20 protein-coding genes and 1 pseudogene are annotated in these 19862 nt (G+C 74.7%); 8 read left to right on the top strand and 13 right to left on the bottom strand.

The genetic code is table 11. The features are described 5' to 3' along the window. Positions 1–111 precede the first annotated feature (111 nt). The 5 genes from JE024_RS02490 to JE024_RS02510 all read right to left on the bottom strand — a co-directional run bounded on the left by JE024_RS02490 (position 112) and on the right by JE024_RS02510 (position 4730). Complete coding sequence (locus tag JE024_RS02490) at positions 112–705, bottom strand: hypothetical protein (RefSeq protein WP_205371977.1); 594 nt, start codon at positions 703–705, stop codon at positions 112–114. 160 nt (positions 706–865) lie between these two features. Beyond that, a complete protein-coding gene (locus tag JE024_RS02495; RefSeq protein ID WP_205371978.1) occupies positions 866–1267 on the bottom strand; it encodes an STAS domain-containing protein in 402 nt (133 codons plus the stop codon). After that, a complete protein-coding gene (locus JE024_RS02500) occupies positions 1264–2358 on the bottom strand; it encodes a cobalamin B12-binding domain-containing protein (RefSeq protein WP_205371979.1) in 1095 nt (364 codons plus the stop codon). The genes JE024_RS02495 and JE024_RS02500 overlap by 4 nt, the downstream gene beginning before the upstream one ends. After that, complete coding sequence (locus tag JE024_RS02505; RefSeq protein ID WP_244883113.1) at positions 2355–3938, bottom strand: PP2C family protein-serine/threonine phosphatase; 1584 nt, start codon at positions 3936–3938, stop codon at positions 2355–2357. The genes JE024_RS02500 and JE024_RS02505 overlap by 4 nt, the downstream gene beginning before the upstream one ends. A 222-nt stretch (positions 3939–4160) precedes the next feature. Then, positions 4161–4730, bottom strand: coding sequence for a GNAT family N-acetyltransferase (locus JE024_RS02510; protein ID WP_205371980.1), 570 nt, complete (start codon positions 4728–4730; stop codon positions 4161–4163). 50 nt (positions 4731–4780) lie between these two features. Here JE024_RS02510 and JE024_RS02515 point away from each other — a divergent pair, with 50 nt between their 5' ends. The 3 genes from JE024_RS02515 to JE024_RS02525 all read left to right on the top strand — a co-directional run bounded on the left by JE024_RS02515 (position 4781) and on the right by JE024_RS02525 (position 8522). Then, positions 4781–5455, top strand: a complete 675-nt coding sequence (locus JE024_RS02515; RefSeq protein ID WP_205371981.1) for a TetR/AcrR family transcriptional regulator — start codon at positions 4781–4783, stop codon at positions 5453–5455. 45 nt (positions 5456–5500) lie between these two features. Then, positions 5501–7123 (top strand): alpha/beta fold hydrolase, encoded by a 1623-nt coding sequence (locus tag JE024_RS02520; RefSeq protein ID WP_205371982.1) that lies wholly within the window; start codon positions 5501–5503, stop codon positions 7121–7123. Positions 7124–7256: 133 nt separating this feature from the next. Then, the gene (locus tag JE024_RS02525; RefSeq protein ID WP_205371983.1) at positions 7257–8522 is read left to right on the top strand and encodes a cation:proton antiporter domain-containing protein; all 1266 of its coding nucleotides are present in this window, start codon (positions 7257–7259) and stop codon (positions 8520–8522) included. A gap of 174 nt (positions 8523–8696) precedes the next feature. On the opposite strand, the gene JE024_RS02530 is transcribed toward JE024_RS02525, so the two are convergent. Then, complete coding sequence (locus JE024_RS02530) at positions 8697–9464, bottom strand: MerR family transcriptional regulator (protein WP_205371984.1); 768 nt, start codon at positions 9462–9464, stop codon at positions 8697–8699. 380 nt (positions 9465–9844) lie between these two features. Between JE024_RS02530 and JE024_RS02535 the strand changes: the two genes are divergently transcribed. After that, complete coding sequence (locus JE024_RS02535) at positions 9845–10132, top strand: putative quinol monooxygenase (RefSeq protein ID WP_205371985.1); 288 nt, start codon at positions 9845–9847, stop codon at positions 10130–10132. A 57-nt stretch (positions 10133–10189) separates the two neighbouring features. On the opposite strand, the gene JE024_RS02540 is transcribed toward JE024_RS02535, so the two are convergent. The 3 genes and pseudogenes from JE024_RS02540 to JE024_RS02545 form a co-directional block, all read right to left on the bottom strand. Then, entirely contained in the window at positions 10190–10735 is a 546-nt protein-coding gene (locus tag JE024_RS02540) for a GNAT family N-acetyltransferase (RefSeq protein ID WP_205371986.1), read from the bottom strand. A 68-nt stretch (positions 10736–10803) separates the two neighbouring features. After that, positions 10804–10968: pseudogene (locus JE024_RS40845) on the bottom strand (AAA family ATPase); the annotation flags it as partial. Between the two features lie 132 nt (positions 10969–11100). Beyond that, on the bottom strand, positions 11101–11808 hold the full coding sequence (locus JE024_RS02545) for an AAA family ATPase (RefSeq protein WP_205371987.1): 708 nt from the start codon (positions 11806–11808) through the stop codon (positions 11101–11103). Positions 11809–11970: 162 nt separating this feature from the next. On the opposite strand from JE024_RS02545, the gene JE024_RS02550 reads away from it, so the two are divergent. Continuing rightward, positions 11971–12864: an SMP-30/gluconolactonase/LRE family protein gene (locus JE024_RS02550; protein WP_205371988.1), complete on the top strand. Its 894-nt coding sequence runs from the start codon at positions 11971–11973 to the stop codon at positions 12862–12864. Between the two features lie 485 nt (positions 12865–13349). Further along, entirely contained in the window at positions 13350–15794 is a 2445-nt protein-coding gene (locus JE024_RS02555; protein WP_205371989.1) for a DUF6185 family protein, read from the top strand. A gap of 35 nt (positions 15795–15829) precedes the next feature. Here JE024_RS02555 and JE024_RS02560 read toward each other — a convergent pair whose 3' ends face one another. Then, a complete protein-coding gene (locus JE024_RS02560) occupies positions 15830–16018 on the bottom strand; it encodes a GNAT family N-acetyltransferase (RefSeq protein ID WP_205371990.1) in 189 nt (62 codons plus the stop codon). 347 nt (positions 16019–16365) lie between these two features. On the opposite strand from JE024_RS02560, the gene JE024_RS02565 reads away from it, so the two are divergent. Continuing rightward, entirely contained in the window at positions 16366–16692 is a 327-nt protein-coding gene (locus JE024_RS02565; protein WP_205371991.1) for an STAS domain-containing protein, read from the top strand. Positions 16693–16850: 158 nt separating this feature from the next. Here the strand turns inward: JE024_RS02565 and JE024_RS02570 are convergent, their stop codons facing one another. The 3 genes from JE024_RS02570 to JE024_RS02580 form a co-directional block, all read right to left on the bottom strand. Then, positions 16851–17633: an anti-sigma factor gene (locus tag JE024_RS02570; RefSeq protein WP_205371992.1), complete on the bottom strand. Its 783-nt coding sequence runs from the start codon at positions 17631–17633 to the stop codon at positions 16851–16853. Then, positions 17630–18196: an ECF RNA polymerase sigma factor SigK gene (gene sigK, locus JE024_RS02575; protein WP_205371993.1), complete on the bottom strand. Its 567-nt coding sequence runs from the start codon at positions 18194–18196 to the stop codon at positions 17630–17632. The genes JE024_RS02570 and sigK overlap by 4 nt, the downstream gene beginning before the upstream one ends. 152 nt (positions 18197–18348) lie before the next feature. After that, positions 18349–18780 carry an ATP-binding protein gene (locus tag JE024_RS02580; protein WP_205371994.1) on the bottom strand — a complete coding sequence of 144 codons (432 nt, stop codon included), beginning with the start codon at positions 18778–18780 and terminating at the stop codon, positions 18349–18351. Between the two features lie 573 nt (positions 18781–19353). Here JE024_RS02580 and JE024_RS02585 point away from each other — a divergent pair. Continuing rightward, positions 19354–19752, top strand: coding sequence for a hypothetical protein (locus JE024_RS02585; protein WP_205371995.1), 399 nt, complete (start codon positions 19354–19356; stop codon positions 19750–19752). The last annotated feature ends 110 nt before the right edge of the window (positions 19753–19862 follow it).

The following is a 19862-nucleotide window of genomic DNA, read 5'->3' on the forward strand; positions in this document are numbered from 1 at the left end:
CGGCCAGGTCGTCAGCCGCGGATCCGGCGCCTGCCGCACGGTGTCGCGGGCGCCGCGCACTCGGCGCGGCGCGCGAATCCGCGCCGCAAGCCGCTTGAGGGAGCCGGAGGGTCAGACGCCCGGGCGGGGGCGGCGGCGGGGCCGCTGTCCGTCACCGCGCGGGCGCCGCACCGTCTGCCGCCCCGTGTCGGAGGCGGCGCCCGCCGAGGAGAACAGGCTCGGCACACCGGGGCGGGCAGGCGCCGGGACCTGGGCGGCCGGTGGCATGTCCGGGTCCGCCGGTGCCACGGCCGCCGCCCGGCGCGGTGTCCCGGCGCGGGCCAGCACGCGGGCGTGCGGGATCAGGGGCGCGCAGGTCTCGCACACCTCCTCGACGATCCAGACCTGTCCGACGACGGGGTCGTGCCGCAGGATCATCACCACGCCGCCGGCGCAGGGCGCCTTGTGGCCCGGGTGCGCCTCGCAGCGCTCCGCGCGGCAGTGGCAGGAGGCGTTCGGCCGGACGGTGGCCGCCTTCGCGTGGGCGGCCGCGTGCTGGGCGGCGAAGCGGCGCAGGGCGGCGATGTCGCGGGAGCGGCCCGGCATCCGGCAGGTCGCGGTGCACGTGACGCTCGCCGAGCGGTCGCTGTGGCCGGTGAGCCGGACGGTCCAGCCCCGCCCGGGGACGCGCACGGGGGCAGTGGTGTCGCTGGGGGCGATGGTCACACGGGTTCCGTTCGTGAGCTGCTCGATGGAGCGTTCGGATGCACGGGGCGCCCTGCCGCACTCGGCGGGCGCCACCCCCCATCCTTCCCCGCCACCCCGGGTCCCAAGCGGTCGAAGAGGGTGGTGCGCGGCGCGTGTCGGGCCGGGCGGGGGCAGCGCCTCAGTCCCCGCCGGTCCTGTCCGGTGCGCCGGTCCGGTGGGAGACCGCGGGGCCGGCGGCCGGCGGCGCGGTGAAGTGGTCGAGGGTGCCGGTGACGGTCAGCAGGCGGTCGAGTTTCGCCGGTCGGTCGTCCAGGTGCAGACGGACCCCGGCGGCGGCGGTCCGGCGGCCGATCATGAGCAGCGTGGACAGGCCCATGGAGTCCACCGTGCCGACGGCACCGCAGTGCAGGTGCAGGTCCTCCAGCAGCGGCCGGTCCGTCAACTGGGCGGTCACCTCGTCCAGGAGGAGGTCGGCGCCGTCGTAGTCGAGGTCGCCGTGGATCTCTATCCGGACGCCGTTGCCGGAGTCGGCGGAGTCGAGGGTGACGAGGCGCAGGTGGTTCGGGGGCTGTGTGGTCATGCGGTGTTCCCGGCGGCGGTGGGGTGGTCGGTGGAGAGTGCTTCCGTCCCGCGGCGGAGGATCCTGGTGGCCCGGGGGAAGTCCCCCAGTTCGCGGGCGAGGAGGCTCAGGGCCGGCGGCAGGCTCTGCGCGGGTACACCTCGTGCTTCGAGGACCCGCGCGGTCCAGCCGACGAATTCCGTGAAGAGTTCGTCGTCGCCGGTGTAGAGGGCGGTGGCGAGGAACTCCACGATGTGCGCGAGGTCCTCGGCCGTGCGGTCCCGTTGCGTGTCGGTGTAGGCGCGCAGGGCGGGAAAGGCGTCCTCCAGGGCGGTGAAGACCTTCCGCACGAGGGCGTCGCGGTGGCGGACGACCAGGGTGTACTCCTGGTCGGCCAGGTGCGGCAGGTCGTCGATCTGCTGGTGGCCGGGCTGCGGACGGGACAGCGGCCCGGCGGCGAGCCGGTCGGCCGCGGCGCGGGCGTCGGGCGCCCAGGCGTCGGCGCCCAGCAGGGTGGCGTACCGGCCCTGGCGGCCGAACGCGGCGCCGCCGACCAGCACGGGCACGCCGACGGCCTGGCAGGCGGTGATCGCCGCGTGCGCGGCGGGCAGCCTGACGGCGATCGAGCTGGACAGGGCGACCACGTCGGCGCGTGTCATGTGCAGGTGGGAGATGAGGTGCGGGGTGGGGACCTGGGCTCCGAGGTAGTCGACGTGCCAGCCGCGCAGCTTCAGCACCTCGCCCAGCAGGCGGGCGGGCAGCGCGTGCCACTCGCCGTCCACGCAGGCCACGGTGATGCGGCCCCGGGTGACGGGGGTGCGGGTGGAGGGGTGCAGGGCGAGGGCCGAGACGGCGCGTTCGTTGATGGCCGTCGCGGCGTGCTCCTGCGCGACGGTGATCCGGTTGGCGGCCCACTCCTCGCCGACCCTGCCCTGGACGGCGCCGATGACGTCGAGCAGCACGCTCTCCGGGTCGGCCCCCTCCTCCAGGGCGCGCAGCACCAGTGCGGTGGCCGCGTGCTCGTCGCCGGCCGAGACGCTGTGCCACAACAGCTCCGTCAGCCGCCCGGGGTGGGTGCCGCCCGGCAGGCGGCGAGGGGTGCTCGTGCTCATGGAGTGAGACTGCCCCGGGCGGGCTCGTCCACCGCGCCGGGGCGGTGGGTCCGTGGTGCGGAGATGACGACGACGGCCATGTCGTCGTGGTGGCGGGTGCCGAGCCACTGGGCGGCGAGCATCTGGACGTGCTCGACGATGCCCGCCGAGGGCATGCCCGCGCAGCCTGCGAGGGCGCGCCTGAGGCGTTCCTCACCGAACTGGGCGTCGCCCATCGGCCCGCCCTTCGCCTCGGTGATGCCGTCGGTGTACAGGACGCAGGACTCCCCCGGTGCGAGGGAGACGGCGGCGGTCCGGGCGGTGACGGTGGGCAGGGCTCCGACCAGGGTGCCGTGGGTGTCCGCCTCCTCCACGGTGCCGTCGGCCCTGACGATCAGCGGCGCGGGGTGGCCGCCGCTGGTCAGCCTGAGGTCCACCGCGTCCCCCCTGCGTACGGCGGAGGCCAGGACGAGGGTGGCGAACCGTGCGTGGTGGGAGGTGAGCAGCGCGGTGTTCAGCAGGCCGAGCATCCGCTGGTGGTCGTCCGCCATGGGCAGCAGGGCGTGCAGGGTGTTGCGGATCTTGCCGGTGAGGACCGCGGCTTCCAGGCCCTTGCCGCAGACGTCCCCGATGGTGACGAGGGCGGCCTCGCCGTCGACGGCGGCGGGGTGCACGTCGTAGAAGTCGCCGCCGACGCGTTCGTGGTCGGCCGAGGGGCGGTAGCTGCCGGCGAGGTCCATGCCGGAGATCCGGTGCAGGGTCGGGGGCAGCAGCTCGCGCATCAGCACATCGGTGATGGCGGTCTGCTCCGCGTAGAGGCGGGCGGCCGACAGCGCCGCCCCGGACCGAGCGGCGAACAGCCGGGCGAAGACTTCCTCCTCGTCGGTGAAGGCCGCCTTCTCCGCACGGCGCAGCAGGACCAGGGCGCCGGCGGGGACGCCGTGCCCGGGCAGGGGGGTGATCACTATCGAGCCGACCGGGCCGAAGCCCTCGGGCACGAGCCACGGGGGCGCGGACACCGGATCGATCCAGCGTGATGGCACCGGCGGGAATCCGCGCAGGGCCTCGCCCAGGCCCGGCACGTCGTCGGGGTCCACGGGCAGGTGGGCCAGGGTGGGGGTGCCTCCGCGCAGGCAGGTCACGACGGGGAGCCGGCGCGCGCGGGTGGGCGCGATGGCCAGGGCCGCGTCGGCGAGGTTCTCGGCCGCCATCTGCGCCGTGACGTCCATGCAGCGCTCGAGATTGAGGGTGGCGAGCAGGGCGCTGGACGCCTCGGCGAGGAACGCGGTGCGTTCCCGCTCCCGGTGGAGGGCTTCCCGGGCGAGCTGGTGGTCGGTGTCGTCGACGAGCCACCAGGCGACGGTGCCGTCGTCGCGCAGGCTGGGGTGCGCTTCGAACCGGCGCCCGTCGATCACCCCGGAGTGCGGGGCGGCGGCGCCGGGACCGGCCGGCCGGCCGTGCGGCGGCAGGCTCCGGTGTCCGTGTGCGAGCCAGTCCGGGACCACGTCCACCAGACGCGTCCCCGGGCGCGCGGCCGGCAGCAGGGCGCCCGCCGCGTCGTTGCGCTGCACGAGGGTGCCCTGCGCGTCGGCGACCAGCACCGGTCCGGGGGCGCGGCGCCACGGGAAGTCGGAGTCCTTGTCCGCGCGGGCTTGCGAGTGGGTGAAGACCAAATGCCGAGGACCCGCCGGGCGGATCCCTCACCTCATCAGTTCGACGGAAAGGTTGTCTCGGGGAAACCATCCCGTACGTCATGGCCTCTTGGCAACCGAGCACGCCCTGCCCGTCCCCCGAGGGCCCGTCCGGGCGGCCGGGACACGGGCCTACCGGGCCGGACGCTCTTCCCCGGCCGCCGCCCGCCACTCCGGGGCGAGCACGGCCCAGAGCTGCTTGTCGTGGCGGGCGCCGCCGTAGGGCCACGCTTCGCGCCGCACCCCTTCGAGCGTCATGCCGAGCCGCTCGGCCACCGCCGAGCTGCGGTCGTTGTCGGCGCGGCAGTGCCATTCGGCCCGGTGCAGCCCCCGGGTGACGAACGCCCACTCCAGCAGCAGCCGGCACGCCTGTGTGACGAGGCCGTGCCCCTCGGCGGCGGGCTCGACCCAGCAGCCGAGCTCGCAGGAGCCCCCTGCGGCGTCGAAGACGGTGAACATGACGCCGCCGACCAGCACTCCCTCGCGCAGGATGCCGTACATCCGGGCGCCGTCGCCCGCCGCGCGTTCGGCATAGCGCCGCAGCGTGGCGCGCGCGCCGGTCACGTCGTCGGTGACGAACGCGGGCCCCACCCAGGGGCGGATGTGCTCACGCGCCCGGTCGAGGTGGGCGGCGAATTCCTCGGCGTGCCAGACCTCCAGCGGGGCGAGGTGGGCGTCGTCGCGCAGCGGCCGCATGAACATGAGGGCCCTCCGTTCACATAACAGGTGTTGTGGGAATGTACCGTGGGGGCATGCCACGCCCCAAGGGAGATCACGAGGCGCGCCGGCGCGACGTCTCCGAAGCGGTCTGGCAGGTCCTGGCCGCGCGCGGCTTCGCCGGCCTGACCCTGCGCACCGTCGCCGCCGAACTCGGCGCCAGCACGGGCCTGCTGACGCACTACTTCCCCACCAAACGGGCCCTCGTGGAGTACGCCCTCGACCTGCTCGAACAGCGCACACTCGCCCGTCGGCGCGCGGCCGGGACCCGGACCGCGGCGCCGGGAGGCCGCGCCGCGCCCCACGGGCCGGGCACCCTGCGGGACGCGCTGCTGGACATCCTGCCGATGACGCCGGAGGCCGCCGCCGGCAACCGGATCTGGGTGTCCTCCTGGGACGCGGCCCTCGCCGACCCCGTCCTGAGCGCCGGCCACGCCCGCAGGTACGCCGCGGGCCGCGACCGGCTGACCGAACGGGTCGCCGCCGCCCAGGAACTCGGCGCACTTCCCCCGGGCGACCCGGCGGGGATCGCGGCCGGCGCCCAGTCGTTCGTCCTGGGCCTCGTGGTCCAGGCCCTGTTCGACCCGGAGGCCTTCCCGCCGCACCGGCAGGTCGAGCTCCTCGACGACTACCTGGCCTCACTCTCCGGCCGCCCGGGACACCACGACGGCGAGGGGGCTCCCGAGGGCGGAGCGGCCGGTGTCCCGTGAGGCGGATGCCGCCGCGTGAGTGAAGCCGCGTGAGTGAATGGGGGCATGCTTCTCGGTTTCACGCTCGACCACGACGGTGAACGGCTCAGCGGTGTGCACGGCGGTGACCGGGCCGGGGTGACCGCCGTGGTGCTGCACGGCGCGGGCACCGGCAGCGCGGAGCGACTGCTGCCGCTGGTGCGGGAGTTCGTGGACCACGGGTGCCACGGGATCGCGTTCGACTTCTCCGGGCACGGCCGGAGCACGGGGACGCTGGACGAATCGAGCCTGCGGCGGCGCTTCGAGCAGGCGGTCGCGGTGATCGACGCCTGCGCGGGGGCCGGGGGGCCGCTGGTCCTGGTCGGGTTCAGCATGAGCGGGCAGACGGTGGCCGATCTCGTCCGGCACTACGGGGACCGGGTGGCGGCGCTGGGGCTGTGTGCGCCCGCCGTGTACGCCGCGGAGGCGTGGGACCTGCCCTTCGAGGACGGGAACGGCCGGTTCAGCGGGATCATCCGGCGGCCGGAAAGCTGGCGGGAGGCGCCCGCGTTCGAGGTCCTGCGGGCGTACGAGGGCCGGGCGGTGCTCGCCGTACCGGGCACCGACACGGTGATCCCCGGGGCGGTGACCGCGTCCGTGCAGGACGCGCTGGCCACCCGGGCCCAGTACACGCGGTTCGACCTCCCGGACGCGGAGCACCGGCTGGGGCTGTGGTTCCGCGACAACGGCGGCGACCGGCGGGAGTTCGTCGAGGCGGTGCTCACCGGCCTCGGCGACCGCGGGTGGTCGGCCACGCGCACGTGGGTGGCCGAGCGGCTCGGCGCGGGCCGCACGGTCACCGGCACACGGCTGCTGCACGGCGGCTGGAGCTCCCAGATGCGCCGGCTCGCGCTCGACGACGGCACGGCCGTCGTGCAGCGCACCTTCGTGAAGCCCTTCTTCCGCCGCCACGCACCCGGGCTGCTGGCCCGCGAGGCGTCCGTCCTGGCCCTGCTCGCCGGGCAGGAGGGCGTCACGGCGCCCGGTCTCGTCGCCGTCGACGCCACGGCCGAGCACTGCGACCACCCGACCCTGTTGATGTCCGGGCTCCCGGGCCGCGTCCGCGTCGACGAGGGCGGCCTCGACCGGCGACTGGACCTGCTCGCGGCCCAGCTCGTCCGCGTCCACGGCGTCGTACCGGCAAAGCGGCCGCGCACCTACCAGGCGTGGACGTCCCCGGACCGCGTCCGCACCCCCGGCGGCCCCCTGTGGGAGCGGGCGGTGGACGTGCTCCGCCGCGATCCGCCGCCGTACGAGGGCCGTTTCCTCCATCGCGACTTCCACCCCGGCAACGTGCTCTTCACGGGCACCGGGCCGGAGCTGCGCGTCACGGGTGTCGTGGACTGGGTCGAGACCTCGTGGGGACCGGCCGACCTGGACGTCGCGCACTGCTCGACCGCGCTCGCGCTGCTGCACGGACCGGCGTACGGGCTGGAGTTCCGTGAGCGGTACGAGGCACACGGCGGCCGCGGCCTCGCCGACGGCCCGGACCACCTCTACTGGCGGCTGCTCGACGTCCTGCACTACTGCCCCGACGCGGCCAAGCTCGCCGGCCCGTGGCGCGACCTGGGCCGGGACGACCTGACGTCCGAGGTGCTGGCAGCCCGGCTGGAGGCGTACGTGGACGGACTGCTGCGGCGCCACGGCTGACCGATGCCCGTGCTCGCCCGCGGTCGCCCCCGTCCGCCCGTGGTCGCGCGCCCTCCGGCAGCTCCGGGCTCCGGCGCGCGCCGGCGCGCACGGTTCGCGCATGGTGTGCGCACGGTGGGACAGGATGGCACGAATGACGCTTTCCGATGCGGTGTACCTGGCCGTGGGTGTCGGCGCGCTCGGCGCGGCCGTCGTGCCCCGGCTCGTCTTCAGGCAGCCCCTGTCGATGCCGATGGTGTTCCTCGCCGCCGGAGCCCTGGTGGCACTGCTGCCGGTGCCGATCCCGGTCGTGGACCCCGTACGGGACCGGCTGTGGGTCGAGCACGCGACCGAACTCTGCGTCATCGTGTCCCTGATGGGAGCGGGTCTCGCCGTCAACCGGCCGGTCGGCCTGCGGCGTTGGGCGGCCTCGTGGCGGCTGCTGGGCATCGGCATGCCGCTGACCATCGCCGCCACGGCCGTCGCCGCGGCGCTGCTGCTGGAGTGGCCGGCGGCCGCGGCCCTGCTCCTGGCGGCGATCCTGTCCCCGACGGACCCGGTCCTGGCCGCCGAGGTCAGGGTGGGCGAGCCCACCGACGCGCAGGACGACGAGGACGAGGTCCGCCTCGCGCTGACGGCCGAGGCCGGTATGAACGACGGTCTCGCCTTTCCCTTCGTGCTGGCCGCCCTCGCCCTCGCCGCTGCCGTGGCCGACGGCTCGCCTGCGGACTGGATCGGCCACTGGTTCCTGGTCGACCTGCTCGCCCGGGCCGGCATCGGGATCGCGGTCGGCCTGGTCACCGGACGGCTGCTGGGGCTGATGTTCTTCCGCGCGCGGCCCTCCGCCCTGCGGCTCTCCGAGCACATGGAGGGATTCGTGGCCATCGGCGCGACGTTCGTGGCCTACGGCGCGGCGGAGCTGCTGTACGGCTACGGCTTCCTCGCCGTCTTCGTCACCGCCTGCACGATCCGGGCGGCCGAGCGCGACCACGGCTACCACAAGGTGCTCCACGAGTTCACCGAGCAGATCGAACGGCTGCTGACCGTCTTCCTGCTGTTCCTCCTCGGCGGCTACCTCGTCGAGCACGGTCTGGCCGAACTCACCTGGCAGGGCGCCGTGCTCGGCGTTCTGCTCGTGCTGGTGGTGCGGCCCGTCGCCGGGTGGGCCGGCCTGCTCGGCACCGCCGCCCCGCCGCGCGAGCGTCTGGTCACGGCCGTGTTCGGCATCCGCGGGATCGGCTCGCTGTTCTACCTCGCCTACGCGCTCGGCCACGGCGACCACTTCGACGGGCTCGCCGAGCAGCTGTGGTCCGTCGTCGCCTTCACCGTCCTGCTCTCCGTCGTCCTGCACGGCGTCACCGCCACACCGGTGATCCGCCGGCTCGACCGTCTGCGGGACTCCGCGCCCAAGCCGCCGTGACCGGCGGGAACCTCCCGTGAAACCGGGCCCGCACCACCCGAGCCGCGGGGGCGCGGCCGGTGCGCTCGGACCGAGCGGCTGCGGGCCGGGGCAGTGCGCCGCCCGGAAGTGGCCGTCCACGGCCGCGCGGGTGCTCCGGGCGGCCGTGGACGGCCGTCGCGCGGTGGGCGGGCGTCAGCCCCGGGCGGACCGGGTGGTGACGTACGCCTCGATGGCGTCCCGCTGGTACGCGGCCAGGCCGGGTGCGATCGTCTCGTACGCCGCGCGCCACGCCTCGTTGTCCACGCAGGAGCGCCCGATGGCGCGGTACTCCTCGACGGACACGGGGCGCAGTGCGGTCAGCGCTCGGTACTGGGCGTCGATCCGGGCCTGTACCGGCTCGGCGTCCGCGGGGTGGCCCGCGGCCATCAGGTCGGCCAGCAGGATCATCTGCGCCGTGCGCTCGCGCTGCGCGGTCTCGACGTCCTGGGGGCTCATCGCCGCGACCCGTCGGGCGACCTCCTCGGCGTGCTCGGGGAAGTCGCGCAGGGTCTCCTGGTACTGGGCGGGCCGGATGCCCTCGAACAGGTTCTCCGGTCGGTTGACAGCGGTCATGGGTGTGCCGTCCTTCCTGGACTGCTCCAGTTCGGCGATCGTGCGGGCGACGGTGCCGGCCAGCGCGTCGAGCCGGTCACGCTCGGCGAGCAGTCTGCGGTGGTGGCCCCGCAGGGCATCCACCTCGTCGATCCGCTCGGCCAGGACGAGGCCGATCTCGGGGAGCCCGACGCCCAAGGCCCGCAGGACGAGGATCTGCTGCAACCGCAGCAACTGGCGCTCCCCGTAGTGGCGGTGGCCGTTGGCCCCGATCCTGGCGGGCGGCAGCAGGCCGATCTCGTCGTAGTGCCGCAGGGTGCGGGCGGTCACGCCCGACATGCGGGCGACCTCCGCGATCGGCCAGTCCATCGCCGTCTCCCTCACGATCACGTCACCGGGCCGGTCGCTCCGGCCCTGTTCAGGACGGTAGAAGCTGCCGCAGCGGCAACCGCAAGCCCGCGGGCGACGGCTCCCCCGGCGCGCCCGGCTCCGCGCCGTGCCCGGCGCGCCGGTGCGGCCGGGCCGGGCCCGGCCCGCGGATGCGCCTGTGCCGGGACGCCCATGATGCCGCCCGGGCCCCGGCATCGCGGACCGGGGATCGGCCCTCGCCGGGGCGCCGGGGCGCCGGGGTGCCGGCGCCGGATCCGTCGTACGCGCACCGGATCCGTCCTACGCGCGCCGATGAGATCGGCCCCGGCCGGCGGTCATAGCCTGCGACGGCCGGATCCGGACCCAGCAGGAGGCAGCAAATGGTGATCGTCGCAGGGCATGTCGTCGTGGACCCGGGGCAGCGCGATGCCTACGTCGCGGACTGCGCGGGCGTGGTGGAGCAGGCCCGCCGTGCCGCGGGCTGCCTCGACTTCTGCATCGGCGCGGACCTTCTGGACGCGGGACGCGTCAACATCTTCGAACGGTGGGAGTCCCAGGCCGCCGTCGAGGCGTTCCGGGGCGACGGCCCCGGCGACGAACAGGGCGCCGCTCTGCTCGCCGCGTCCGTGGCCGAGTACGACGTCGCGGGGGTGCGCCCGCTGACGTAGCGCCCTGGGCGCCATGGCCTCGGCCCGGCCGAGGAGTCTCGGCCTCGGGGTGCCCGGTCAGAGGGGATCGAGGAGCATCAGCACCTCGTCCCGCGTGTCCCCGGGGGCGAAGCGCAGGGCATCGGGCCAGCGGCCGGCCTCGCGCCACCCGAGGCGACCGTAGAAGTGCTCCAGTCCTTCACCTCCCCGGGCCGCGAGACGGAGTTGTTCGAGACCCAGCTCGTCGCGCGCGACGGTCCGCAGTTCCCGCATGAGGGCCGAGCCGACGCCCCGGCCGCGGACCTCGGGCCTGGTCTGGAGGTGGTGGACCGTCCCCCAGTGCGCGACGAGCCGGAACGGATCGCGCTGGAGGACCACCCAGCCGGCGAGTTCCTCACCGAACGACGCGGTGACGAGACGGCAGCGCGCGGGGGCGAGCCGGCCGAGGATGTCGTCCACGGCCGGTCCGACGTCGGATTCCAGGACCGGAGGGAAGGGGAATCCCGCGGCACCCCCCGCGTTCGTGACCCCGATCCAGCAGTCGACGAGCTGACGCCGCAGGCCGGCGGTGACTTCGTGCGCCCCGGTGATCCCGGTGAGCGTGGGCAGGATCAGCTGCTTCATACGCGGGAGCATCCCAGGCGGCTCGGACATTGCAGCAGCCCGGCCGCCGCGCGCTGTCACGGGTGCGGTCAGTCGAGAACGTGCCGCAGATAGGCCTGCGGGTCGGCGAGGTACCGGCGCCAGTGATCGACCAGTGCGAGTTCCCGCCAGGCAACGCGGCGCATCCCGTGGTCGCCGAGCTCGACGATGTCCGCGCCGGGCAGAGCGGTCAGGAGCGGAGAGCTGACGCCGCAGGCCGGCGGTGACTTCGTGCGCCCCGGTGATCCCGGTGAGCGTGGGCAGGATCAGCTGCTTCATACGCGGGAGCATCCCAGGCGGCTCGGACATTGCAGCAGCCCGGCCGCCGCGCGCTGTCACGGGTGCGGTCAGTCGAGAACGTGCCGCAGATAGGCCTGCGGGTCGGCGAGGTACCGGCGCCAGTGATCGACCAGTGCGAGTTCCCGCCAGGCAACGCGGCGCATCCCGTGGTCGCCGAGCTCGACGATGTCCGCGCCGGGCAGAGCGGTCAGGAGCGGAGAGTGGGTGGCGCAGATGACCTGGCCGCCGCTCTTCGCCAACTGGTCGATGTGGCCGAGCAGTTCCAGGCAGGACGCGAAGGACAGCGCCGCTTCCGGCTCGTCCATCACATACAGTCCCCGCTGGAGGAACTTGCCCCGGAACGCGGCGAGGAAGCCCTCGCCGTGGCTGACCGAATGCGGCGCGAACCCTTCCCGGTCCAGGGCGTCCACTGCCGTCTCGGCGCGCAGGAAGAACCCCTTGCGGGCCGACCAGCTGCCCATCATCCGCCGCCCGTGCGGACTCGCGTCGAGACGGATCTGCTCACCGAGCACCGACTTGGGCCGGTGGCTCGCGTAACGCCAGTCGTGCGAACCACCCCACGGATCCAGGCCGAAGCCCTCCGCGACTGCCTCCACCAGCGTCGACTTCCCCGACCCGTTCTCGCCGACGAGGAAGGTCACCGGCGCGGTGATCCGCAGCCCCTCGTCCAGCAGTTGCCGCACGCACGGCACGGACCAGGGCCACTCCGTGGGCTCGTACGAGGCGACGGACGCGTTCACACGTTCGATGATCACGCGGCGAGTCTCTCAGGAAACCCCGCCACGCCCTTCACGGCGCTCTGGACACCGGCGGTGCCCGTACCGCCCCGCCCCGGATGGCGTTTCGCCCATCCACGGGGCCGCACGGTGTGCGATCGCCCATGGCCGAGCCCGCGCGTATCGGCGAGAGTGCACGGCATGACCGAGACCGACTGGATCCGCACGGGCGCCGCGGGCGCGTTCTACGAGTGTCCGCGCTGGCACGAGGGCGCCTGGTGGGTGTCCGACCTCTACGCCGACCGCATCGTGACCGTCTCCGACGGCGGGCGGACCGACACGGTCGTCGGCCTGGACGGCGACCACCCCGGCGGTCTGGGTTGGCTGCCGGACGGCTCGCTCGTCTTCGTCGCGATGCTGGCCCGCAAGGTGCTGCGGCTGCGGCCGGACGGGCGCGTCGTCGAGCACGCCGATCTGGCCCCGCACTGCCCGGGCCCGGCCAACGACATGCTCGTCCTGCCCGACGGCACCGCTTACGTCGGCTGCTTCGGCTTCGATCTGAACGGCGGCGAGCACCCCCGCACGGCGCCGCTCCTGCGGGTGCTGCCGGACGGGACGGTGGAGGTCGCCGCGCGCGATCTGCTCTTCCCCAACGCGGCCGTCCTCACCGACGGCGGCCGGACCCTCGTCGTCGGCGAGACCTTCGCCGGCCGCCACACCGCCTTCACCCGCGCACCGGACGGCTCGCTCACCGACCGCCGCACATGGGCCCAGGTAGCGCCCGCCCCTCCGATGGCGCCGACCGCGGAGATGATCGCCGGGCTCGGGTACGCGCCCGACGGATGCGCCGTCGACGGCTCCGGCGACCTGTGGGTCGCGGACGCCGTCGGCGCCCGCGTCGTCCGCGTCCGGGAGGGCGAGGGCATCGTCGAACAACGCGACCTGCCCGCCGGGCTCGGCGCCTTCGCGTGCGGTCTGGGCGGCGACGACGGCCGCACGCTCCTGGTCTGCGCCGCACCCGACTTCCACCCCGGCGCCCGGGCCGCGGCCCGCGAGGCCGTCCTGCTCACCACGCGCGTCGCGACGGCGGCCTGAAGCAGGCGCTCGAATCCGCACACGCCTCACCTCACCTCGGTCTGAAAAGTCATCCGCTGACCCATGCATGTGGCGGTCGGTCGCACCTGGGGCCGGTCGGAGTGCGTGCTCAACACGGTGCGGTCAATCCTGCCGACGTCACGCGCCCAGCATCGGCTCCGTGGGCGGCTTCGCCACGGCGCCGGCGGCGGACGGCGGCGGATGTACGAGCGTCGAGGTTCGCCCTCGAGGGCATCTCCGATGCGCTGCACGGGGAACTGGCCCCGCCGGGCGTACGAGGCGCTGCGCCCGTCTTCGGGGTCGCCGAAGTCGAGCCGCGGATGCGATCGCGATGCGGTCACGGTGACCGCTCGCCGAATGTTTCCTTCCGGCGCCCTCCACTCCCTTGTGACGCCCGCCGCGAGCGGGCACTGACACGCCCCGCCGCGGCGGAATGGAACGCGGCGTGCGGTGGCATGACAGAGAGGGGAGCAGGGGGGCGGAACATGCGGCTGGTCTTCGTCGTGCTGGTCACGGTGATGTGCTGGACGACCGTGTCGGGCACGGCGCTCGGTGCGGCGAACGACCGGACCGAGCGGCCCCGGGCCGACTGCGCCGTCACAGGGCTGTCGTCGGCGCGAGCGACCGCTTCCCTGCGTCTCTCCCATCACGGTCGTACGCACAGCAAGGCCGAGAGCACGGTGACCTTGCGCGTACCGGCCTCGTGGCCGCTCGCCGCAGACCTGCTGCTGAGCAAGAAGAGCGCCGCGTACCGGCACGCCCTGCGCTGCCTCCTGCGAGGGGAGCCGGCCGGGCAGGGCCGTGCGGCCGGCACGTGGGGGCACTCCTCGGTGCGGATCACCTCCGGCGACGCGGAGTTCCGCGTCCGGCTGCGGGCCGATGCCTGGATCGACGAACGCCGGGTGGTACTCGGGCCGTGGCGGATCGACGTCGGGCTCACCCGGTGGACCATGCGCTTCTCCTCGCCCTCGGCACTGCGCTCCGCCCACTGGGACACCGTCGAGATGGATCCGGGTACCCCGGGTGTGGAATGGGCGCGTCCCATGCCGTCGGCGGGCACCGGCGCGCACGCGCTGGTCTGGAAGTCACCGGCGACATCCGCGCTGTCCTCGGACCAGATCCAGGTGCGCACGGCACCGCCCTGGCAGCGGGCCTGGGCCGCACGTGACGGTCGCGACCTGAACAACATCAGCGCGCTGGGGAACGTGCTGTGGATGGCGGGTGCGACCGCCCTCGCCCTGACCGCCGTCCGCCGCGCCCGCGCCCGGCCCGCCGGGACTCCGGCCTCCTCCGATGAGGAGGACGCCATGCGGCGCCTGGGCGAGTGGGCGCCGCTGAGCCTCGCGCTCGGGACGCTCGGCATGCTCCAGTTCGGATCGGCGGCTCAGGACGTCGTCCGCGGAACCACCGTGTCCGCGGTGACCGGCCTGGTGCTGGCCGTCCTCTGCAGGCGTGGGGCCGTGCTGCCGGCGGTGACGGGGGCGCTCGGAGCCGCGGCCGTCGCGTCGTCGTTCCTCCCGTCCTCCGTGTGGGCACTCGCCCTCACCGGCGTCCTCGCCCTGACCGCGATGTCGTGCGGGGCCCTCGCCTGGGTCGGACAGTTGCTGCCGGTGCGCCGGCCGGTCCGGCTGCGCGTGCTGCTGCCGTCCTCCGTGACCCTCGCGGCCGCGCTGGTCGGCTGTCATGTGTGGATGTCGGACCGTGCGTGGGGGCGGGTTTCGTGGCTCGGCGACCCCACGACCCCGGAGCACGCCCAGAAGTTCGAGAGCCATCTGGTCGGCGGGCTCCAGGAGTTCGCGAGCGACGGCGCCAGGTGGCTGATGGACTACGGGTTCGCCGTCGCCCCCCTGGCCGCACTCGCCCTGCTGCGCGCGCGAGGCACGTCCCCGAGCACCTCGCAGACGGCCCCGGGGCCACCGGACATCTTGCTGATGCTGCTGCTCTACACCAGCGTCGTCACGCCCGCCGTCGCCTACTACCTCAACAACGGCGCGCTCACCTGGATCGGCATCGTCCTCGACGTGGTGGTCCTGCGGCTTCTTCTGCTCGTGGGAGACCGGCGCGCGACCCTGGCTCAGCGCCTGGAGACCTCGGGGCGGCCGCTGCGAGAGCTGTTCGACGAATCCCACCGCGCGGACTTCCTGGCCCGCGCACGGCAGTACCGGGAGCTGCACGCCGGCCTGCGGCGGCTGGACGGCGGACAGTCGGACGAGACGACGGTGACGCGCGCCGCCGTGGAGCGGCGACTGCGCCGCATGCACCAGTGGCGGAACTCGCGCGCGTCCTCCGGGCCGGCCGCCGATCGCCTTCCGTCCCGGGTGACCGTCGTGGACATCGTCCTGGCCTGGGGGCCGAAGGCCACCTGGTGGGAGAACGGGCGCCAGGCCGCCGCCTGCGCCGCCGTACTCGCCGCGCCGGCGAGCATACTGATGGTGTGGCGCGGCTGGATTGCCAACGGCTCCTGGGAGACATCGACATGGGGCGCGGCGGAGTCGGCCTTCGCCCTGCTGCTCTGGATGCTCGGCTGGACGGGTGCCGGCTTCCTGCTGGGTGCTCTGTGGCGTCTCCTACCGGGACGGCGCGGGCCGGCGCGGGCGCTGTGGTTCACGCTCGCCTACGCGTTGCCGACCGTTCTGGACGCCGGCGGTCGCACACTCATGGACGAGGGTCTCGGGGACATGGCGTTCGACGTGTCCCTGACCCTGCTGATCCTGACGCTCACCGCCCTCGCCATGGACGTGGAGACCTTCCGCAGCGAGCGGCGCTACTGGCCCTCGCGCCTCAGTCTGCTGCTCTCCGTCTACCAGTTGCGCTACCTGGCCCTGCAGGCGGCGTATCTCATCGCGCAGGTGGTCGCGGCCATCACCATCTGGCAGTTCGTCACCGACGGTGGCGGGCCGGTGGAAGGCCCCGCCAAGCTGCTGCCCTGACGGGGGCAGCACACCGCCCGTGCCCCGAACCGCGTTCAGACGTCGAGGGTGTAGCGGACTTCGGTGCGGGCGACGGTGAAGCCGGCCCGCTCGTACAGACCGTGCGGTCCGGTCGGACCGTCGGTGTCCACCTCGATGCTCGCGCGGTCGAAGCCGGCGTCCCGGGCGGCGCGCGGCGCGCGGCTGATCAGGGCGCCGGCCGCGCCGCGCCGGTGGGTGGTCACGGGCGCGACCCTGGGCGCGCCGGAGCGGGACGTCATCCGGGTTTCCGCCTCCGCCTCGCACCCCGGATCCGTCGGTGGGCGTCCGTCGTCGCAGGCCGGCGGCGGTGGGCGGGCGGGGGACCTCCGGGCGGGATGGCCGGTCCGGCCCGCCTCCCTGGCGTGCACGGCGCCGGGTGTGTCACGCTGGGCGGACAAGAGACTGAGCCGGCGCCACGAGGCCCGGCTCCTTTGGGTTCACGGACGTTGCCCCCCACCCGGGCATCCGGGATCCGCCATGGTCGTCGGCCCGCACCGCCGGGCCGCCTCGTCTGTGGGCTCTCAACCCCTCGGAGAGGGGTCCGCCCACCATGAACATCACCACCGAGATCCACGGCACCAGCGCCACGCTGACGCCGCACGGCGACATCGACTTCCAGCAGCTCGCCCAGCTGCGCAGCAGCGTGGACCGGCTTCCGCCGGCCGTGACGGACGTGGCGTGGGACCTGCGCGACGCCCCCTTCGTCGACGTGGCCGGTCTCCACCTCCTCAACACCCCCGGCGATCCCGAACGCGCGACCAGCCTGACCAATCTGCATCCCCAGCACCGCAGGCTTCTCGCCGTCGCCTGCGAGGTGTTCCCCGAAGCGGACTTCGACCGCTATCTGCACGGGCCGGGCGCGGCGCGCGCCGCCTGACGGGGCGTGACCGGCCCGGGGCCGTGGCCGGCCCGCAGCCGGACGACCTGAACCGGACGACCTGAACGGGATGACCGGGGCCGGATGGCGCGCGGCCGGACGACCTGAACCGGATGACCGGGGCCGGATGGCGCGCGGCCGGACGACCCGGCGGCGCGTCAGGCGTCGATGGGGATGATGCCGAGGGGCTCGGTCGTGGGCTGGGCCGATCCGCCGGCGGGCTCGACGGTGATGCCGACGGCGACGGCGTCGCCGAGGGGCGCGTCGAGCACGCGGGCGGCCCGGTCGCCGGTGCCCGGCAGGAGCCCCGCGGGGCGCAGGTCACCGGCCGGGGCCGCGTACCAGAGCTCGTAGACCTTCCCGCCGCTGAGGGCGGGCAGGTCGCGGGCGGTGAAGGCGGAGCTGCCCTGTTCGCGGGAGACGACGACGGCCGCGGACGCCCCGTCGGGGAGGGTCGCGGTGTGGATCGTGGCGTCGGGCGCGGTGAGGACGTCGGCGAGCGCGGCGCCTGCCGCGTGCGCCTGCTCGCGTGCGGTGACGGCCTGTTCGCGGGCGTCGCCGGCCCGGCCGTGCTGCCAGACGGCGATGCCGCCGAGGGCCGCCGCGGCCGCGAGGCTCGCCGCGAGCGCGAGGCGCAGCGCGCGCCGGCGGCGGGGCGCGGTGCGGGTGCGGTCCTGGGGGGTGCGGGCGACGGCGTCGAGGACGCGGCCGCGCAGGCGCGGTGGTGCGGGTGTCGCTTCCGCGTCCGCCATGCGCACGGTGGTGGAGCGGAACTCGGCGACGTCCCGGCGGCACTGCTCGCAGCCGGCCAGATGGTTCTCGAACGCCGCCTCCTCGGCCGGCGGCAGCGCGTGGAGCACATAGGCGGCGGCCGCCAGATGCGGGTCGCCGGGGTCCCGGGGGTCCGGCGCTTCCGGGCGGGGTTCGTCGGCCGGGGTCATGAGTGGCCCTCCAGACAGGCGCGCAGCTGCTTCAGGCCCTTGCGCATGCGGGACTTCACCGTGCCTTCGGGGGTGGACAGCGACGCGGCCACTTCGAGACAGGTCATGCCCTGGTAGTAGGCGAGCACGAGCGGGACGCGCTGCGGGCGCTCCAGCCGTCGCAGGCAGCGGTGCAGTCGTCTGCGTTCGTCGTGGGCCTCGACGGCTTCCGCGACCTCGTCGAAGGCGCGGTCGGCGCCGAGCACGCCGGCCCGCTGCTCGCGGTCGGCGCTCGCCTGGGCGGCCCGGACCCGGTCGACGGTGCGCCGGTGGGCGAGGGTCAGGACCCATGCCTTGGCCGAGCCGCGTTCGGGGCGGAAGCGGTCGGCGGTGCGCCACACCTCGATCATCACGTCCTGGGTGACCTCCTCGGCCTGGGCGGCGTCCCGCAGGATCCTGCACGCCAGCCCCATGACCGCGTCGCACAGCGCGTCGTAGACGCCGGTGAAGGCGGCCTGGTCGCCGGCGGCCGCGCGGGACAGGAGAGCGTCGACGTGCTCCTGGGGTACTGATGCGTCCGGCAACGGTCGCCCCTCGCTCTTCTCTGCTCGTTCCGTGGACGTCTGCGCGGCGCGGCCTGCGGTGCCCGCCGGGTCGTCGGCGTGTCCGACTCTGCCCGTGCGGGGGCTCTCGCGCCGAGTGGCCGGGCCGGCCGGGTGACCCCGGGCGCGGGGCTTCACGGCGGCACCGGGGCGCCGCCGGGCCGTGCGCCGAGGGCCAGCGCGACGTGCACGGTCTTGCCGCCGAGCCGGGGCACGACGGTGACGGCCCCGCCGAGGCGGCGGACGATGTCCAGCCCGAAGCCGCCGCGTTCGCCGCCGGGCGTGCGCCGGTGGACGTCGGGGATCACCTCGCTGTCGTCGGCGACGGCGATGTCCAGGACGCCGGCCCGCACTGTCAGTGTGAGCCGGCACGGGCCCCGGGTGTGGCGGACGGCGTTGGTGACCAGTTCGGAGACGATCGTGACGGCGTCGGCGGTGCGTGCGCCGCAGCCGGCCGCGTCCAGCCATCGGGCTGTGATGCGGCGGGCGGCGGCGGGGCTGCGCAGTCCGCACGGCAGGGCGACGGAGTGCCGGGGGGTGTCCGGTGCTGCGGCGGTGATCGTCATGACCGCTCCTCTGGAGCGCGTGGGTGTGCAAGGGATTCGTAGCCGTGGGCGGCTCGGATGTGCGGTGGTGCGGTCGCGGGGCTCCCCGGGAGAGGGCAGCGGCCCCGCGGCCACGGGCACGGACACGGACTCCCGAGTGGTCCGTGTCCGTGCCCCCGTGCCGCGCCGCAACGGCACGGGCGCCGCGTCCCCCGCTGCGGGGTTCCCGGCACGGGGGATTCGGTGGCCGGGGGGCGGCGGATTGGTGGGTCTTCGGCGGTTCACCCGAACGGCCGCGCACGCCGGGCCCGGTGGCGGTACCGGCGCACCCGGACGGCCGCGGGCGCCGGGCCCGGTGGACGGGCGGTGCACCCGAACGGCCCTGCGGGCCGGGCCCGGTGGCGGCCTCGACGCGGCCCCGCGTCCTCGCGCGGAAGATTTCCCCCCGCCCGTCTCATCCGGCCCGCGACCGGCTCCGAATCCCTGATGTCCTGCACAGCGGAGCGGAGATCTTCCACCGGACCCGTCCGGGCACCCGTGCGAGCGGGCACCGCTCCCTGTGTTCTCTGCAACCTCACGAGAGAGGTGCGTCCGATGACCTCATCCATGCGCGCCCGCCGTCTGGTGGCCGGAGCCGCCGCGACGGGCCTGCTGGCCGGCGGAGCCGCGCTCGGCATGTCGGGAACGGCGACCGCCGCCCCGGCGCCCGCACCCGCGTCCGCCACCTCGGTGGTGACCGGGGACCACCACGACCGGCACAACGGCCACGACCGCTGCACCTGGAAGAAGGGCCACTGGGAGAAGAAGTGGGTCAAGGGGCACTGGGAGAAGAAGTGGACCCACCACAAGACCTGGCACCAGGGCCACCACGACAAGCACGGCACCTGGCACAAGGGCTACTGGGACCACGACCGCCAGTACAAGTGGGTCTACGTCCACGGCCACTGGGACCACCACTGGGTCAAGGGCCACTGGGACTGCAAGCACCGGTGAACACACCGGGCCGGCAGATGTGACACCGCACGCCGCGGGGCGGCAGGTTCGGACCTGCCGCCCCGTCTCCCTGCCGCGTGCGCCGGGACGTCCCGGCGGACGCGCGCGAG

It is taken from the genome of Streptomyces zhihengii, from assembly GCF_016919245.1.
GTDB classification, from domain to species: domain Bacteria; phylum Actinomycetota; class Actinomycetes; order Streptomycetales; family Streptomycetaceae; genus Streptomyces; species Streptomyces zhihengii.

Excerpts from the sequence above, each read along its gene's own strand:
- JE024_RS02495 (WP_205371978.1), bottom strand. The coding sequence starts at position 1,267 with ATGACCACACAGCCCCCGAACCACCTGCGCCTCGTCACCCTCGACTCC.
- JE024_RS02500 (WP_205371979.1), bottom strand. The coding sequence starts at position 2,358 with ATGAGCACGAGCACCCCTCGCCGCCTGCCGGGCGGCACCCACCCCGGG.
- JE024_RS02510 (WP_205371980.1), bottom strand. The coding sequence starts at position 4,730 with ATGTTCATGCGGCCGCTGCGCGACGACGCCCACCTCGCCCCGCTGGAG.
- JE024_RS02515 (WP_205371981.1), top strand. The coding sequence starts at position 4,781 with ATGCCACGCCCCAAGGGAGATCACGAGGCGCGCCGGCGCGACGTCTCC.
- JE024_RS02520 (WP_205371982.1), top strand. The coding sequence starts at position 5,501 with ATGCTTCTCGGTTTCACGCTCGACCACGACGGTGAACGGCTCAGCGGT.
- JE024_RS02525 (WP_205371983.1), top strand. The coding sequence starts at position 7,257 with ATGACGCTTTCCGATGCGGTGTACCTGGCCGTGGGTGTCGGCGCGCTC.
- JE024_RS02530 (WP_205371984.1), bottom strand. The coding sequence starts at position 9,464 with ATGGACTGGCCGATCGCGGAGGTCGCCCGCATGTCGGGCGTGACCGCC.
- JE024_RS02535 (WP_205371985.1), top strand. The coding sequence starts at position 9,845 with ATGGTGATCGTCGCAGGGCATGTCGTCGTGGACCCGGGGCAGCGCGAT.
- JE024_RS02540 (WP_205371986.1), bottom strand. The coding sequence starts at position 10,735 with ATGAAGCAGCTGATCCTGCCCACGCTCACCGGGATCACCGGGGCGCAC.
- JE024_RS02550 (WP_205371988.1), top strand. The coding sequence starts at position 11,971 with ATGACCGAGACCGACTGGATCCGCACGGGCGCCGCGGGCGCGTTCTAC.
- JE024_RS02555 (WP_205371989.1), top strand. The coding sequence starts at position 13,350 with ATGCGGCTGGTCTTCGTCGTGCTGGTCACGGTGATGTGCTGGACGACC.
- JE024_RS02565 (WP_205371991.1), top strand. The coding sequence starts at position 16,366 with ATGAACATCACCACCGAGATCCACGGCACCAGCGCCACGCTGACGCCG.
- JE024_RS02570 (WP_205371992.1), bottom strand. The coding sequence starts at position 17,633 with ATGACCCCGGCCGACGAACCCCGCCCGGAAGCGCCGGACCCCCGGGAC.
- JE024_RS02580 (WP_205371994.1), bottom strand. The coding sequence starts at position 18,780 with ATGACGATCACCGCCGCAGCACCGGACACCCCCCGGCACTCCGTCGCC.
- JE024_RS02585 (WP_205371995.1), top strand. The coding sequence starts at position 19,354 with ATGACCTCATCCATGCGCGCCCGCCGTCTGGTGGCCGGAGCCGCCGCG.